Origin of the sequence: Alcanivorax hongdengensis A-11-3 (assembly GCF_000300995.1) — a bacterium.
Taxonomy (GTDB): domain Bacteria; phylum Pseudomonadota; class Gammaproteobacteria; order Pseudomonadales; family Alcanivoracaceae; genus Alcanivorax; species Alcanivorax hongdengensis.
The window spans coordinates 120,945-138,804 of sequence record NZ_AMRJ01000001.1; the positions used below are offsets into that span (position 1 = coordinate 120,945).

Below are 17,860 nucleotides of genomic sequence, written 5' to 3' on the forward strand. Positions count from 1 at the left end.
TCCTACCTGATCGGCAACGGCGCTTCAAAGGTGCCATTATCCGATGCGCCCACATCCGCCTTGATCGCCAAAGGTCGTCCCTGGGCATCCAGCAGCATCAGTTCCACGCGACGGTTCACCACCCGATCGTTCTCGTTGCGGTTGGGCAGGATGGGCGACTCTTCGCCCAGGGATGCCTGCTTGATACGGCTGCGGGCAATACCCGCGTCCACCAGATAATCCACCACATGGGCCATCCGCCGGGAAGCCAGCTTGCGGTTATAGGCGGCCGCCCCCTTGTTATCGGTAAAGGACTGAACGCTGACCTGCAGGCTCTCATATTGATTCAACACGGCCACATCCCGCCCCAGACGTTGCTGTTCTTCTTCATTCAGGGTGGTCTTATCAAAGCCAAAGTAGACCGCCGGCTCCCACACCTGGCTACGCTCACTGCCTTGCGCCACGGCAGCACCGCCAGTCACGATACCGGTCACGGTCATCATGCCGGTGTTCGTACGCGTCACATTGACCGGGCACAGGTCATCATACTGGGCATACAGCGCTTCGGTGCTGGCGCAACCGGCCAGCCACAACAGCACCACGATTATCAGCGCCTGCTTCATGGTCATTCCCCCATGTAACTGCGCTGGCCGGCAGCCTTGCTACCCAGCCAACCCAGATCATCTTCATCGAACTTGTATTCCAGACCCACGTACACGCCTTCGGCGTTGTAGCCTTCCGGGTCCAGATCGTTATCGCGGAAACCGGCCGCGTTATAGCCAATGCCCATGCGCAGGTTGCGACGCACCAGGGCATTGACGGCGATACCGTAGCTGTAGCGTTGCTCGTCCCAGCCTTGCGTCGTCAGCACACCGCCATGCAGATCCAGATCAAAGCGGCGAGTCATGTCCCAGATGATACGCCCGTCGGCCACGTAGGCATCGGTATCCACGGACAAGGCACCCAGGTGGGTAGTCTGCCACTTGCCACCCAGTCGCCCGGAGAATATCCAGTTATCCAGCGGCTGGTAGTTGTGATGGGTGGACAACAGGTGCACCGTACGGTCGACACCGGCATCACCGCCCCACTCTTCCTTCCACTTGTACATGAACAGCATGTGGTGGCGATTGTCCCGGCGCGGCCGACGGGCCAGGCCCAGCGTGACGATATTCTCGCCTTCTCTGGCCTGCTCGTCGAAGTACTGCAGATGCAGGTCTTCACGCACCACACCGGACCAGTCCAGGTTAAGACGCCAGATATTGGCCGCACTGAGACCGTAGTAGGTGCGCTGGGAACCGAAACGGGTCTCGGCACGCAGCAGCGAGCGGCGGTTGGCGTTGCGCTTGTCTTCCAGCCCCACGGACAGGGCGGTGGAGTCCTGGTCGGTCTGTCCGTCCAGGGTCTGAATCCATTCCATGGACGGTGTCACGGTCAGACCGGGCTCGATCTCCAGATCCGATTTGACGCCGTTGGCCGCTGCCACATCACGGCCATCCACCGCACCGCGAAGACGATACTCGGAATAGACATCGGTGTTACGGCTGACCGCGGAGCGCACCCCCATGGTGAATTGCTGTGTCTCCACATCATCACTGAGGGTACTGATGCCACTGAGGCTGTTGATCAGTTCATAGCGACCATAGAGGCTGGTCTTGTCGGTGATCTGCACATCCCCGTCGGCGGCAATGCGCCGGCGCCCGGTATCGGCAAACGCCTGCTCGTAATCGGTACCGATCTGCGCCGGCCGCCCGAGCAACGAGAAGCCCTGGCTGGCGCCCAGAATATAGGTGCCAAAACGGTCCTCGACCTGATTGCTCTGCTGATCAATGCCACGGGCCCCGGCACGCAGTGACGTGCGACCCAGCCGCTTCTCGCCGATCACGCCCAGACTGTTCTGTTCGTCATCGCCATCCAGCTGACGGGAGCGAATGCCTTCCACATTCAATGACAGGTCCGCGGCCAGCTTCTGCTCATGCTCCAGACGCAACTCCTCACGGGCTTCACTAATACCGGAGGCCGGATTGTCGAAGCCCTGCTCGGCCCTGGCCCAGCGCAGATCCGTACTGGAGCCGCCCTGCCATTTACGGGTGGCGGAAAGACTGAACGCGCGCCCTTCCGGATCATTGTTTTCATGACTCATGGACGCGGTGGACAGGCTCAAGGTGGTCACCGAATCCGGTTTGTACTGGGCGGACACACTGGTCAGGTCGAAACCGTCGGTGTCGTTTTCGTCCACCGTGCGCCCCACCGTGACACCGAACTGATCGTTAAACTGGTGACTCACCCGGGCCCCGAAGACATTGTATTCTTCCTGGTCGCCCTCGATGTTGTAGGACACCCGCACGAATACCGGATTGAGGTTCGCGTCCACGGTGGGCACCACATCATGGAAGCGGATGTCACCGGTAAAATAATTGACCGAATAATCCAGGTAACGGGTCAGGGTTCGGGTATCGATTACCAGGCCCGGATTGTCCCGGTCACGGGTAATGATTTCTACGGTTTCACTGTCACGGGACGGACGATTGCCGAGCGTGAACAGCAGCGCCGTGCCATTGCCCGGCAGCTCTTCGGTCACCTGGTCGAGCTCGGGGCGGGCGGCAAACACCTGGAAACGGTTCACGTCATCGTCGTACACCGCGTTGAGACCGGTAAGGGTTTTCTGCGTGCGCCCCAGATCATTGGTATCGCCCTGGCTGTCGGTGAGGTAATCGCCCCACATCAGGCTGCTGCGGCCTTTCTCCAGTTTGGCGTAGAGCTTGCTGCGGCTGCGCGCATCATAACCGCGGATGGACGCATCACCGGGGATCGGATAGTAATCCGCCGGGTTGAGATCGCGGCGGATCTCGTCTTCTTCATCCAGGTCCTTGTGGGTGTCATAGGCCAGGGTCAGGTGCGCATCGCCTTTGACACGGCCTTTCATGAACAGCGCCGCCCGGCCGCTGGTGTCGTCGTCCAGCTCGTCCATGGGATCACTGGGGGCCACGCCCTTGTCATGCAGGCTGCCCACCCGGCTTTTGACCTGGATAAAGCCGGTGGCCAGCAACGGGCGCAGTGGTGCCACCTGTTCGATATCCGCGGTGGCGATGAAACTGTCCACGCTCGCCTTGATTCTTACCGGCCCGGTGTATTCGGTGCTGCGCAGGTGCACCAACGCCTCGCCATCCACCAATCGCACCTGGAAACCGGGCGTGCCACTTTGCAGGTCGGATTCGAGCCACTGGCCACGGTCGGTTTCCAGGGTGACAAAATAGCTGCCCAGTACCGCGTTGCCCCAGGCGTCATTAAGACGGATCCGTACTGGCAGGGAGGAACGGCCTCCATCCGCCGGCAGTGTGCTGTTGGCCGGCAGAATTTGCAGGGCATGGGCGGCCGCCGGCCTGGAGACGGTTTTTTCCGCCATCACACGTTCATTGCCGAACATATCCCGGGTCTTTACCTGAACCGTGTTGGCCCCTTCCTGCAAACGCACACCGTACCAGGTGAGCACCTGGGCCTGTTGCCTCTTGTTGAGCACCTGCTCACCCAGCTGGCTGCTTGCCACGGCCTGACCATTCACATAAAGATGCGGCTCGACGCCGGCACGCACCACCACCTGGAAGCGGCCATCACGACTGACCGGACCCTTCGGCCACAACCAGGTGCCCGCCATGGCCTGCTCATGGGTCACCGAGGCGGCCACCTCCTGGGTGGTTTTCATGGCCGCCGGTTCGGCGGCTGCCGGGGCATCAGCGGGTGCCGGCACGGGGGCATTGCGCCCCTGGGAAACTTTTTCCCAGGCCTGGGTCAGGGACTGATCGCCGGTCTGGGTATAAACACCGCTACCCAGGTCACCACTGCCATCGGCCTGGCGCAAGCGGTTGCCGCTATCCTGATTACGCAGCGGATCAAAGCGCGCAGCCTGATCCAGCATCCAGTCACCACTGATGGACCGGTTACGTTCTTTCAACTCCCTGGCCAGCGCCTCGGCCTGCTCACCGGACGGACAGATAGCCGCAAAATCCGCACGGTGGTATTCCCCCGGACGCAGGTCCACAAAGCGGCTTTCCGGGTCCGCGGCATTACGGTTATCAATCGGTTTGAGTTGCACGCCCTGCGGCAGCGTCAGCGGATCGACCTTGATGGTATTGAGCCCAGGCTTGAGGCCATAAATGCTGTACTGACCGTTCTCGTCGGTGATCACCCAGGTGCCATCCTGCAGATAGAGTTTCACGCCGCCGATGGGCCACTCGCCATCGTTCTGCAGGTTATTACAGTCCGCGTCCACGTAGACCTTGCCGAACAGCATGGCCTTGTCAGACAACACCCCTTCATTACGAATGGTGACCTTCGCCTGGTCCTCGTTGGAGCTATAGGTATAACCGGACACGCTGTTGGCATAACCGGTGGCGCGGTTGATGCCATTGCTGTCCACGGCGCCAGCGGAGAGGCGCAAGGCATAGTGCACCGTGACCGTATTGCCCGCGGCAATGGGCAAGGCGTCCACGGAACCATCCGGGTTCTGTTTTTGCACCAGGAAGGTCAACGCACTGCCATTACGCACCGGCTCGGGGATGGCAATACGCGTGTCATTCACGGACAGCCAGGTACTGCCCGGCACATAACGAAAGCCATAGGGCGGCGTGTCGATGATCTTTGCCGCATACAGCGCATCGCTATCGTTATTGGTCAGGTCAATGCTGTAGCTGAGCACATCACCCACTGCCGCCTCATCCTTATCCACCTGCTTGTCCAGCACCAGGGTGCCGCTGGTGGTATTGGCGTCCGCATCCAGCGGGATATCCACAAAGACGTTGGCCGCACCCAGCGGAAAGGCGCCATTATTGGCAAGCACCGCCGCCGCCCGACCCAGCGGCGCCTGGGCCGACCGGGTGGCCGCCTGCGGCTGATAGCCCTGCAACCCGTAGGAGCTGTCGGAAATATTGTCATAGAGACTTTTTGCCGCCGCTGGCGACAGGGTTGACGGGAAGTGGTAACCGGCCGGTGGCGTCACATCCAGATAGTAGCAATAGCCCGGGCTGGCATAGGGATACTGGTAGCGCCCCACCTCGGTGGAATTGTCGCCGGCCTGTGAGCCGGTATTTTCCCGTTTCAGGGTATCACCGGTGTAAGGGTCCACGGCCAGCCGGTAATCGGATTCCGCCAGGTCGGCACAGCGGCTGGCGCCACTGGCGGCCAGGGTCTGGCGCGACTGATACAGAGACACCACCGCATTGGCCAGTGGCTGGCCGTTGCGACTGTCAAACACGGTGCCGGCCGGGTCCACGGCCGCCACATCATTGACCGCTTCCACACGCTGAATATTGCCGTCTGCCCCATATACCGGAATCTGGAAGCTGACCTTGAGGCTGTCCCGGGATTGGGCCTGCAGGACACAGCCCAGCCCCATGGCATCGCCGGTGGTGGTCTGGCTGTCATATTGAATCAGCTGGCCGGGGGCCGCTGTCGCCGGGCACAGGCCACCATTGCCGGCGCGCATGTCGCTGAGCACCAACGGATAGACACTGCGGAAAACCCCGGTGCTGACACCGGTTTCCAGCAGCACCACTCGAACGCTGTCACCGGTACCGGTGGAACTGACCGTGGCCTGCAACAGACGCAATCCGCTGGCGGTGGTTTCCACATAATCCGCAGCCACGCGCGACTGGTTCAACTGGGCCGCGTTAAGCTGAATGTAGACACCGTCCTTGAGCACCTGATTGCTCTGCTCCGGCACCAGCGAATAAATGCTCGCCTTCTCGAAATCACTGTCTTCATCATGGACCGGGGCACGACCACTACGAATCACATCCGGTGCCGGTTTCTGGAAAACGATCTGTGGCTTGAGGGTGCTGCTGACCCGATTGCAGACCTGGTTGCTGGTAAAGTCCGCGGTGCCATCGCCATCGGTATCCACCGACGCCCGGTTGAACAACATGGTGCCATCGGTGAGCCCCGGATTGATCGTCACCGCGAAGGCAAAGCCACCGCTCTCGTTGGCCTCCATGCCCAGGGCCGGCATCAGCACCCCAAAACGGTCCAGTGGCGTGACGCCATTCCACTGGTCAAACCGTTGCCAGCTATCGGCACTGGCGCCGGTGAGATGCACCACGGCAATGCCCTGCACCGGCGCCAGACCACTGAGGCTGTTGGCCACCAGAGAGACATTACCGGGCAAGGCATCCTCGACCATCACGCCATCAAGGGCCTGGCCTGATACCTGGAAGGTTCGCGCCGCCGGCGCATTACTGCCGGTATTGGTAAAGGTAATGCGGTATTGCAGGGACTGGCCGGCCTGTAGCGGCACATCGCAGGACTGGCTGGTGGTCTTGTTGAGCACCAGAAAGGCGCCGGAGCCTACCGCCACCGTATCGGTCAGTTGCGCGGACAGCGCCCCATCTGTTTGTGATTGCGCCTTCAGGCTGACATTCAGATGGTCGCCATCACGCTGACTGCTGGCTACCGCCGCCGAGATCACCAGTGCCAGGCTGGCGCCCGGCGCCAGCACCGGTGTCTGGGTAACCGCCGGTTCGCCGGCATCGGCCACACCATTGCCGTTCACATCCTGGTACAGCGTGACGCCCTGTAGTTCACCATCATCGCCGCTGTCATTACTTACGGTCAGGGTGTAACGGTCCGCCACATTGCCGGTATTGGTGATCACATGATTGAAGCTGACGGTCTGAGCAGGCGTTGCATTGGTCTGTCGACCGTTATCCAGCATCAGGTCACGCAATTCGCCCACGACCACCCGTGACACATTGGAGCGCAATGTCTTGATCTGACCTTCAAGCGGGTCCAGGTAACGCACATCCGCCTGGTTGTAGAGCACGGTCCCCGGCGCGGTGGCAGCATGGAGCAGGCCGCTGGCAAGCGCCAGCAGCATACTCAACGCATGCTTGCACCAATGAGTCCGTTTCACTAAATCCCCCAGATTTCAGGCACAGCCGGGCACAGGGCTTTCCCCGTTGTTGCGCACAGCAACGGGGAAAGCCCTCCCTCCCTGACGGGAGGGAAGACCGAGGAGGGGCGGGTTTTAATTCACCCGAACACAGAACTGGGCCCGTGCCGTATCACCACTGGCCAGGGAACCGACGTTCCAGCTCAGCGGCGATGCGGTCGGAGCCACAGCAGCGGTACCCGTGGTGGGAGTACAGTTGGCGCCATCATCCGAGTCCTTACACGCCTTGTCCGCTGCAAGCAGGGAGGTATAGGGCGTGGTTTCATCGCTGATGGTCACGTTTTGCGCAGACACCGAGCTCTCGTTGGTGGCTTCAAGACGCCATACCACACAGCTGCCCGGTTTGACCTTGGTGGTCTGCACCGCCATGAAGTCACCACTGGCCGGCCAGGTGCCGGACTCACAGCCGCAGTTGCCGCTGCCATCAGCCACCTGCACGGCGGCGGACTTGTCCAGGCGAACCTGGGAGGTGATCACATTGGTGATGTCGGTGGCGCTGCCAGACGCTGCCGCCGGGGCACCGGAATCGGTGTTGGTGGCACTCAGTGTCAGGGTATCCACATCACCCTGGGCGGCGTTGGACGGCGCGTACACGGTGACATTGACGGAGAAGCTCTCGCCGGGGTTCAGGGTCACCTGCGGCCCATTGGTGCCAATGGCAATATCCACCGTCACGGCAGTGCCCGCAGCATTACACAGTTGCTGGCCGGTGCCGGCGGTGAGGCTGGAAATGGCCGTCAGCGTACAGGAGCCACCCAGTTTGACCTGGGTCAGATTGGTCCAGCCGGACTGGGAGTTGGAGGCGGTCAACTCAACGGTCTCGTCGGTATTGCCGCTGTTGGCCACCACATGGCTGTAACCAATATTGCCGCCCGGTTGCACCTGGTTGGTGCCGTCCGGCGTCACATTGACATTGCGGTTGGTCGGTACGGTGACCGCATCCAGCACGCTGTCACTGACATTGCTGTCAGACGCGGAGGTCACGATGAACTCCACGTTATGGTCGCCCGCGGAAGACTCGGCCAGCACGCTGGATATCTGCACGGTGGCCTGGTAATGGTACACGCCATTGTGCGGCAGACTGGGGGTGGCGGTAACCACGTTGCCGGCATTGGTGGTGTTTTCGTAGGTACCATCGTCATCAGCATCCACACCCACTTCGGTATAAACCACGGACCAGCCGGTCGGCAGATTCTGGCTCAGGGTGAAGGACTGCGGGTTACCGGACTCGTTGGCCACATACAGATCGAAAACGGCAGTACCGGACGTTGCCGCCTGGGTTACCGTCGGAGTGCCAGCCGGATAGGTGCCCGTGTAGGGGTCCAGATCATCATTGGCAGTCGTAATAGCCGTATCGCTGTTGGCCAGATCCACCGCGGGGGAAGAGATGGCATCCAGGTGGCCGGCAGTATCATCGGAAATGGCCGTGTTGCCCACGGATGTGGCGGTCAGGGTGTAATCGTAACCCGCGGAACCACTGATACCGGCGGGCAGGTTGGCTTTCACGGTGATGTTCACAGACGCACCCAGTGCCAGATTCCCGGTATCCGGGTTGCCGTCACCGTTGGTATCCGTGACCTGTACCGTGCCGCTGGCATTCCAGTAGCTGAAGGTAGTGCCAGACGGGAACGCGGAGCCACCGCTGTTATCAATGCTCAGTTCAAAGGCATCATCACCGTTACCGTTGTTGGTGATGGTGTGCTTGAACTCGACCACGGCACCACTGGCGGCACTGGCGACGGTGTAAACGTCATCGTCAGTGGTATCCGCACCCACTTCGGTGTCATCTGCGGTCACAGCATAGGTCTGACCCACGGTGGTGATCACCGTATTGGACGAAGACGGGCCATCCTGGTTGCTATCACCATCCAGATCGCCGTCCGCATAGGCGGTATTCTTGATCTGGGTACCGGCATTCAGACCGGCATTCATTGTCACCTTGTAGACAATGGACACGGTGGTATTCACGCCCAGGGACTGGTCGGTGAACAGCATGCCGGAGACATCGGCATCGCTGGTATCACCATCGCCATTGAGGTCCACGCCCAGGGCAGTTTCATCCAGGTGCGCCAGGGCAGCGGTACCGGAGTAACCATGGGGAAGCGACTGGTCGGTGCCGCTGGCGTCCTGGTAGGTATCGCTGTTGCTACCCAGCAGACCGTTCACGGAAACCACGCTGTCAAAGGTGGCCCCTGCCGGAATACCGTCATAGATATCCACACCGGTAGCGGCACGGCCACCGTTGTTCTTCACCGTCAAGGTGTAGGTGATGGTATTGCCACTGACGGTCGCCTGCTTGGTCACGTCCAGCACCGCGTCGGTAGTGACGGTAACGGTGTCGTTGTTACTGTCGTTACCATCGGCACCATTGACGCCGTCAGAGTCGTAGCTGCCAGCATCACCGTTAGTACCGTTATCGGTGACCAGACCATTGCCGCCACTGGAGTGGACATAAAGATTGCCGTTGATGGTACTGCCCGCGGTTGCCCCGGAGCTGACCGGCACGGCCAGAATCAGGTGAACGGTACTGCCTGCCGTTACCTGCACGGAGGTAGCGGCGGTTTCACCGGCATCCGGCACACCATTGCTGTTGGTGTCCACGTAAACACTGTTGCCGTCACCGTCCAGGGTGAAGGTATCCGTGCTGTTACCGGTATTTTCCAGAGTATGGCTGAAGTAAACCGTCTGGCCCGGTGCGCCGCTCTTGTTGCCGTCATTGAGCAAGCTACCGGCATACACCGTCTCGACCGTCACCACCGCCTCGTTGGACTGGGCGGAATAGCTGTTGCCGTTGATATCTTCGTAGGTAACTGTCGCCTTGTTCTTGATGTCCGTGCCGGCGGCGGTCAGGGCCCAGGTTTGCCCGGCGGCAAACAGCAGACTCCCGGTCACCAGTGACGCGGCCAGTTTCGAAGACAACATCCCCCTATTGAAGGCATGTTTCATGGCTTCATCCTTTAAGTGGAATTAATTTAAAACCCCCATTTTGGAGAGCCTTGCGAGAACGGCCTGATACCGCCCCTCCCCAAGCGACCTTTACAGGCCGCTCGCGCAAGACTTCCAGGGATCCTTGGACCCCGGTCCTGTTTTCCGTATGACTACTTCACGGACACGCGATAACGGTAAGTCTGTACCTTGCCCGCCGGCAGTTTGCCCTTGGGCGCCCAGCGCAGCTGGGTGTAGGCACTCGGGTCAACAGTGACGTTCTTTTGCTGACCATCCGCGCCCTTTACGGTTTTTTTCACCGGCTCGGCACTGAAGCTCTTGCCGTCGTCCACACTGACGGTAAAGACGGCGGGCACACTGCTGTGGGCACTGCCTTTCAGGTAAGCGGTGTTGGCGGGAATCGGCCCGGTAACCACCAGGCCCGCCAGCGGTTGGTCAGAGGTATTGGTATAGGTGAGGCGATATTCGATGGTGTCACCCGGCGCCGCTTCCTTGGCCTCGGAGAAAACCTCCTTGCCATCGTTGCTAACCACCAGGTAGCTCTTCATGTCGCTTTCCAGGGGACCGGCCGCCCAGAGAGCGGAAGAAAGCACCAACAAGCCCAAAACGAGAAAATGTCGCATTCGTTATAGTCCTTCAGCCCGAAATAACCAAAATTGTCTAAAAATGACAATTTTTGTAATTGTCAATATATTGTTTGTGACTTGATGCTCATTTTGCATTAATTAGGTTCAACTTAAATCACAACTTTGTAAAATACTGACGAATGGCATCAAAACGCCGCCTGACAAGGGCTTGCATACCACTTGCCCGGCAAAAAGCACCACTCATCCCGGGTTTGAGTACGCCTGTACGATTTTTTGCCATTCATCGGACATAAAAAAACCCGGCCGAAGCCGGGTTTTTTCGTTCCTGCTGTCAGGACAAGCGCTTATTTGCCTTCTGCGCTGTTCAGATAACGGAAGAATTCGCTATCCGGTTTGAGCACCATGATGTCTTCCGGCTTGTTCAGGGTGTCCTTGTAGGCCTTCAGACTGCGGTAGAAACGGAAGAACTCCTTGTCCTGATTATAGGCCCTGGAGTAGATAGCCGCGGCCTGGGCATCCCCCTCACCCTTGGTGGTCTGGGCGTCCTTGTAGGCCTGCGCCAGGATTTCGGTGCTCTGGCGATCCGCGGAGGCGCGAATCTTCTCCGCTTCTTCGCGGCCCTTGGAACGGTGCGATGCCGCATCACGCTGACGCTCGGCCCGCATACGGTCGAACACCCGGCCACGAACCTGCTCCGGCCAGTCCACCTGCTTGACGCGGATATCCACCACCTCGATACCCAGATCCTCCATGGTGGACTTGTTCACGTCCTGGCGAACCTGGTCCATCAGTTCCTCACGCTGGTCCTTGTCGCTCTTGTCCGAAGACGGCAACACGGACTCGTCCAGCTTGTCCTTGGGCACTTCCGTGGTCTGACCGGTTATCGGATCACGGACCACGGCGGTATCGCCTTCCACCTTTTCCACATCACTTTCGCCGGCAACAACCTGGAACACGGTGCGCGAGGCAAACTCGTTACGCAGCCCCTCGTTGACCCGTGGCGCCAGCAGATCCTCGGCACGGCGCTCCATGATGCGCTTGTCGGAGGAACCGCCACCCACACTTACCAGGTAGCGCTGCACATTGCTGATGCGCCAGATGACAAAGGCATCCACATTCAGCAGCTTTTTCTCCGCGGTCAGGAAAGACTGGGTCGGCACGTCATAGATCAACGAGCGGCCATCCACCTTCACCACGCTATCCACCAGCGGCCATTTGAAATAAATGCCCGGCTTGATGTCGGATTTGACGATACGGCTGAACTGCTTGAGTACCGCCTTTTCCGATTCGTTGACGATGAAGAACGAATCCAGCGCCAGCAACAGGACAACGCCCAGCGCGATCAGCGCCATCAAACTGCGATTATTCATAGTTAGCGCCTCCCTTGCGGCTACCGTAAAGGCTGCGGCTGCTGGAACTGCCGCTGCCGCCATCATCTGCACCAGCCGCCGATGGCGCGACGGTACTGCCTGACTGGCTCTTGTCGGTAGCACGGCTGGACCCGCCGGACTGCTTGAACATCTTGTCCAGCGGCAGGTAAATCAGGTTGTTGCCACCCTTGTCGGAATCCACCAGCACCTTGCTGGTGCTGCCCAACACCTGGGTCATTGCATCCAGATAGAGGCGGTCGCGGGTCACGTCCGGCGCCTTGCGGTATTCGGTCAGCAGGTCACTGAAGCGCGCCGCATCACCCTCGGCTTCGGAAACCACTTTCTGCTTGTAGGCCTGGGCCTCCTCACGCACACGCTGGGCCTTACCACCGGCCTGGGGGATCACCGCATTGGCGTAGGCTTCCGCTTCCTTCTTGAAGCGGTCCTCGTCTTCCTTGGCCTTGGACACATCATCAAAGGCATCGCGCACGGCGCTGGGTGCCTCGGTCTTGTCCAGCACCACCTGGCGCAGAACCAGGCCGGTGTTGTAGCGCTGCAGGTATTCCTCCAGACGCTTGCGTACCATGACACGGATGGCTTCACGGTTATCCTTGAGCACATCGTCCATGGTGGAAGACCCCACCACATGGCGCAGGGCCGAGCTGGTGGCGTTCTCGAGAACCTCTTCCGGGCGGCTGACGCTGAGCAGGAAGGGCTTGGGATCCAGCACCTGATACTGCACTTCCAGGGTCACACGCACGATATTGGTGTCGCGGGTGAGCATTTCCTCGGTGATTTCGTAGCGACGGTTCTGCCCCACGTCCACCTTCATGTATTGCTCAAGCATGGGCGCGCGCCAGTTCAGGCCCGGCTCCACGATGCGATTGAACTTGCCGAAACGCAGCACCACGGCACGTTCACGCTGATCCACCTGAAACAGGCCCATCAGCAGGTAACCGATCAAGATAATAACCAGGGCGACGGCCACAAAGGCCTTCGGGGAACCACCGCCGGAGCGGTTGCCACTGCCATTGCCGCCTGAGCCTTTACCACCAAAGACATTGTTGATCTTGTCTTTGAGATTCTTCAGGGCTTCATCCAGATCCGGTGGCCCCTGGTCGCCACCACCACCCCAAGGGTCCTTCGGCTTGTTGCCGCCAGGTTCATTCCACGCCATGTAGCACTCCGCTTGGCCAAGATTAGCCCGCCTTCGGCGAGCGTTCAGAATTGTAGGAAGGGGCCTCTCCCTCTGCAACCGTTGGGGCGGCCACCCGAAGATCCTCTTCCTTCAGGCCCTGCTCTCGCAGCAACCGCTCGAAATGTACCCGGTTCACCGTGACGCGCAGCAGCATGCTGCCATCGGTGGCCGTGGTTTCCTCCAGCACTTCACCGGCTTCGTGAAGACGGGCCCGCAGGCGCCCGGCAGCCGGTGGCAGCTTGAGCCAGCAATCCACCCAGCCTACCGCAAGGCGCTCGGCGATGGCGTCAAACAGCAGATCGAAGCCATCACCGGTGTGGGCACTAATCCATACCCGCCAGGGCTGGCCATGCTCGTCGCGCTCCAGCCGCGGCGGCTGATCCAGATTATCCACCTTGTTGTAGACATGCAGGACCGGGATCTTTTCTGCCTTGATCTCCTCGAGCACCTCGTTGACCGCCTCCACATTGGCATCGCGCTCCTCGGCACTGCAGTCGGTCACGTGCAGCAGCAGGGAGGCATTGACGGTCTCTTCCAGGGTGGCGCGAAAGGCCTGCCCCAGCCGGTGCGGCAGGTGACGAATAAAGCCCACGGTATCCGCGAGGATAGCCGGCCCCACGCCGGGGATCTTCACCTTGCGCAGGGTCGGGTCCAGGGTGGCGAAAAGCTGGTCGGCCACGTAGACATCACCGGTGGTAATGGCATTGAACAGCGTGGACTTGCCGGCATTGGTGTAGCCCACCAGGGAAATCAGCGGCGTCTCTGCCCGCTGCCGGGCGCGGCGCCCCTGGGCGCGCTGCTTGCGCACCTTGTCCAGGCGCGACTCGATGGCACGGATGCGATCACGCAGCAGGCGCCGGTCGGTTTCCAGCTGGGTTTCACCGGGACCGCGCAGGCCGATACCGCCCTTCTGGCGCTCCAGGTGAGTCCAGCCGCGCACCAGCCGTGAGGACAGGTGGCGCAATTGCGCCAGTTCCACTTGCAACCGGCCTTCATGGGTACGGGCACGCTGGGCGAAGATATCCAGAATCAGACCGGTGCGGTCCAGCACGCGGCATTTGACCGCCCGCTCCAGGTTACGCTCCTGGGCCGGGCTCAGGGCGTGGTTGAACAGCACCACGTCGGCCTCGTGCTCTTTCACCAGGGCCGCCAGCTCCTCGCTTTTGCCACTGCCAATGAACAGGGCCGGGTCCGGACGATCCCGTTTACCGGTGAGCTCCACCGCCGGCACCACACCGCTGGAGGTCACCAGATGATGAAATTCATCCAGATCCTCGCGGCCCATGGCGTCGGGCAGCTCCATGTGAACCAGGATGGCGCGTTCACCGGCGCCGGTCCGGGTCTGTTCTGTGCGATCAAACAAGTCCATAGGGGGTCAGTGTAAACCAGGAAGGGGACGGGGAGGCAGGGTTATAACCGACAAAGCCACCCAAAGGGTGGCCTTGTCTGCAATACAGCGGAACAGGGTGAAGACTACTGGTTACCGTAGCTCTCACCACCATTGCCGTTACCGCCATTGGAACCATTGGTACCGGCGGTCATGCCCGGGTTACCACCCTGACCGGCGGCGCGCGGGTTGCGGGCCGGGACCACGGTGGAAATGGCGTGCTTGTAGACCATCTGGCTCACTGCGTTTTTCAGCAGCACCACATACTGGTCGAAGGACTCGATCTGGCCCTGCAGCTTTATGCCGTTAACCAGAAAGATGGAAACCGGAATACGTTCCTTTCTCAGCGCGTTGAGAAAAGGGTCTTGTAGTGAGTGCCCCTTTGACATGGCAAGTCTCCTTGAAATCTCAGTAAAAAGTAGTGCCCAACACTTCGGGCAATCAGCGCCTTGAGCAGTGCCATCGTCCCATCAAACACCGCCCTAACCTGATGCGCCATCAGGCCGTATTTGTCAACAACCCAGGTATTTCGTTCCAGGCCCCGACCCGCAAAGTGTGGCCGGGTTCACCCCTCAATGAACATGAAGCACCGACCATCGGCCACAGTATAAACCGAAAATGACCGGTAGAGGGTCATCAAAATACAGATTTACAAATCTCTTTCATCTGCACCACAAGGGCGCAACGTTGTACCTCATCATTGCTGTCAGCGTCATGCAGACCCGGCCATTTCCGCAGCCAGGTGTACTGGCGCTTGGCCAGCTGGCGGGTGGCAATAATGCCGCGCTCCACCATGGTGTCGTAATCACAGTCACCGTTCAGGTAATCCCATACCTGCCGGTACCCCACCGCCTTGATGGCCGGCAGATCCGCGTGCAGATCACCACGCTCACGCAGGGCCCGCACCTCGTCCACCAGGCCCTCATCGAGCATCTGCTGAAAGCGCCGGACAATACGGGCATGCAGCCAGGCCCGGTCACGGGGTGTCAGCGCGGCACTGAACACCGGGTAGGGAAAGGCGCTGAACCTTCCCAGACCATCCTCGCCAATTGTGACAGCGGTATGATGCTCACGGTGCCAGTCGGATAACGGTCGCCCGGTGAGGCGAAACACTTCCAGGGCCCGCTGCACCCGCTGGCGGTCGGTGGGCTTGAGCCGGCGCCCGGCTTGCGGGTCCACCTGGCACAGCTGCGCATGGACCGCCGGCCAGCCGGATTGCGCCGCCTCGGCGCTGATCTCGGCACGCACCGCCGCATCCGCCGGTGGCAAGGGCGCCAGCCCCTCCACCAGTGCCTTGAAATAAAGAATGGTGCCGCCCACCAACAGCGGCAATCGGCCGTCAGCATGAATGTCGGCAATCTCTCTCAGGGCATCTGCCCGGAAATCCGCCGCCGAATAAGGCTCCGACAGATTCCGAAAACCCAGCAGACGGTGTGGCGCCTGCGCCAGTTCCTCATCTGTGGGGCGGGCGGCACCGATATTCAACCCCCGGTAGACCAGCGCCGAGTCCACATTGATGATGTCCACCGGCAGCTGCCGGGCGGCCTCGATGGCCAGCGCCGTCTTGCCCGAGCAGGTCGGGCCCATTAGCAGCAAGACAGGCAGGGCGCTATCGGCCATCTATTGGCCCCGCATAAAGAGCCGGTCCAGTTCCTTGAGGCTCATCTGGGTCCAGGTGGGTCGGCCATGGTTGCACTGGCCGGAGCGCTCCGTGGCTTCCATGTCACGCAGCAGGGCATTCATTTCCGGTACCGTCAGGCGTCGGTTGGCACGCACACTGCCATGGCAGGCCATGGTGGAAAGCAGCTCGTCGAGTTTCTGCTCGATGCGCTCGCTGCTGCCTTGGGCCAGCAGGTCGGACAGCACATCGCGAACCATCGCCTCGCTGTCGCTGTTGCGCAGCAGGGCGGGGACTTCGCGCACCATCAGGCTCTCCGGCCCGGCCCGCTCCACCACAAACCCCAACCGGGTGAAGACCTCCGGGTTCTGCTCGGCAAAGTCCGCCTCACGGCTGGACACTGCCAGGGACACCGGCACCAGTAGCGGCTGGCTGCGCACCTTGTCATCAGACCAGCTCTGCTTGAGACGCTCGTAGGTAATACGTTCATGGGCGGCATGCATATCCACCACCACCATGCCGTGCTGGTTTTCCGCCAGAATGAAGATGCCGTGCAGCTGCGCCACCGCATAACCCAGCGGCGGCACGGTCTGCTCATCGCTGGCCGGCGGCATGGCCGCCGGGGCCTCGGCCACCTGCGCGGGCTGGCGCTCCTGCACCAGGGCGCCATAGGCATCGGCCTGGCGGTGTCCCTGCCCGACACCGAACGCGGAGGCCGGCGGGCTGTAGGGGCGCCCGGCCGGAGCCGACAGGGGCATGCTGCCCTGGCTGGGCTCACTGCGGGGCAACGGCATGGGCTCTTCCACCACCGACCCGGCGGCGGACTGGCCCGGGCGCACCTCGGCAATGGCCCGGTGCAGGGAGCTATACAGGAAGCCGTGCACCATGCGCTGCTCGCGGAAGCGCACCTCGTGCTTGGTGGGGTGCACATTCACATCCACCATGGCCGGGTCCAGCTCCAGGAACAGCACATAGGCCGGGTGGCGGCCATGGTAGAGCACATCGGCGTAGGCCTGGCGGACCGCATGGTTGACCACCTTGTCGCGAATCACCCGACCGTTGACATAGAAATACTGCAGGTCCGCCTGGGAACGGGAAAAGGTGGGCAGCCCCATCCAGCCGTGCAGGCGAATACCGTCACGTTCCACATCCACGGCGATGGCCTGCTCCATGAAACCCTTGCCACAGAGCTTGGCCACCCGCGCCGCGCGCAGGGTGTCATCCAGCCCGGCGGGCAGCTGGTGGATGACCTTCTGATTGTGGGTAAGCCGGAAGGCGGTATTGAATTCGCTCAGGGCAATGCGCCGGAAGACCTCTTCCAGGTGGTTGAACTCGGTCTTTTCGGTGCGCAGAAAGCGGCGCCGGGCCGGCGTGTTGAAGAACAGGTCGCGCATGGTCACCGTGGTGCCACGGGGGTGGGCCGCCGGCGTGACCGTGGGCGCCATGTCGCGGCCTTCCACCTGCACCTGCCAGCCTTCCGCCTCACCTTCCACATTACTGGACAGGGTCAGGCGCGATACCGAGCTGATGGCGGCCAGCGCCTCACCGCGAAAGCCCAGGGTGCCAATGGCCTCCAGGTCTTCCAAACCACGGATCTTGCTGGTGGCATGGCGCGACAGGGCCAGCGGCAGGTCATCACGCTCGATGCCACCCCCATTGTCGCGCACGCGAACCAGCTTGGTGCCGCCCTGCTCCACGTCCACCGTGATCGACTCGGCGCCGGCATCCAGGGCGTTCTCCAGCAGCTCCTTGAGCACGGAGGCAGGCCGCTCCACGACCTCACCGGCCGCGATCTGGTTGGCAAGACGGGAATCCAGTAGCTGTATTTTTGACAA

10 protein-coding genes are annotated in these 17,860 nt (G+C 61.0%); all 10 read right to left on the reverse strand.

All coding sequences use genetic code 11. The annotated features are described in order from the left end of the window. Positions 1-2: 2 nt before the first annotated feature. Complete coding sequence (locus A11A3_RS00555) at positions 3-602, reverse strand: OmpA family protein (protein WP_237738798.1); 600 nt, start codon at positions 600-602, stop codon at positions 3-5. 2 nt (positions 603-604) lie between these two features. Then, entirely contained in the window at positions 605-6,880 is a 6,276-nt protein-coding gene (locus A11A3_RS00560; protein WP_237738799.1) for a DUF11 domain-containing protein, read from the reverse strand. 114 nt (positions 6,881-6,994) lie between these two features. Beyond that, on the reverse strand, positions 6,995-9,865 hold the full coding sequence (locus tag A11A3_RS00565) for a beta strand repeat-containing protein (protein WP_008927303.1): 2,871 nt from the start codon (positions 9,863-9,865) through the stop codon (positions 6,995-6,997). Between the two features lie 152 nt (positions 9,866-10,017). Continuing rightward, positions 10,018-10,413, reverse strand: coding sequence for a DUF11 domain-containing protein (locus A11A3_RS00570; RefSeq protein WP_008927304.1), 396 nt, complete (start codon positions 10,411-10,413; stop codon positions 10,018-10,020). 383 nt (positions 10,414-10,796) lie between these two features. Next, the gene (gene hflC, locus A11A3_RS00575; protein ID WP_008927305.1) at positions 10,797-11,822 is read right to left on the reverse strand and encodes a protease modulator HflC; all 1,026 of its coding nucleotides are present in this window, start codon (positions 11,820-11,822) and stop codon (positions 10,797-10,799) included. After that, a complete protein-coding gene (hflK, locus tag A11A3_RS00580; RefSeq protein WP_008927306.1) occupies positions 11,815-12,999 on the reverse strand; it encodes an FtsH protease activity modulator HflK in 1,185 nt (394 codons plus the stop codon). The genes hflC and hflK overlap by 8 nt, the downstream gene beginning before the upstream one ends. Before the next feature lie 22 nt (positions 13,000-13,021). Next, positions 13,022-14,389 (reverse strand): ribosome rescue GTPase HflX, encoded by a 1,368-nt coding sequence (gene hflX / locus A11A3_RS00585; protein WP_008927307.1) that lies wholly within the window; start codon positions 14,387-14,389, stop codon positions 13,022-13,024. Between the two features lie 104 nt (positions 14,390-14,493). Beyond that, positions 14,494-14,796, reverse strand: coding sequence for an RNA chaperone Hfq (gene hfq, locus A11A3_RS00590; RefSeq protein WP_008927308.1), 303 nt, complete (start codon positions 14,794-14,796; stop codon positions 14,494-14,496). Positions 14,797-15,043: 247 nt separating this feature from the next. Further along, entirely contained in the window at positions 15,044-16,027 is a 984-nt protein-coding gene (miaA, locus tag A11A3_RS00595; protein WP_008927309.1) for a tRNA (adenosine(37)-N6)-dimethylallyltransferase MiaA, read from the reverse strand. Next, on the reverse strand, positions 16,028-17,860 hold the full coding sequence (gene mutL / locus A11A3_RS00600; RefSeq protein ID WP_008927310.1) for a DNA mismatch repair endonuclease MutL: 1,833 nt from the start codon (positions 17,858-17,860) through the stop codon (positions 16,028-16,030).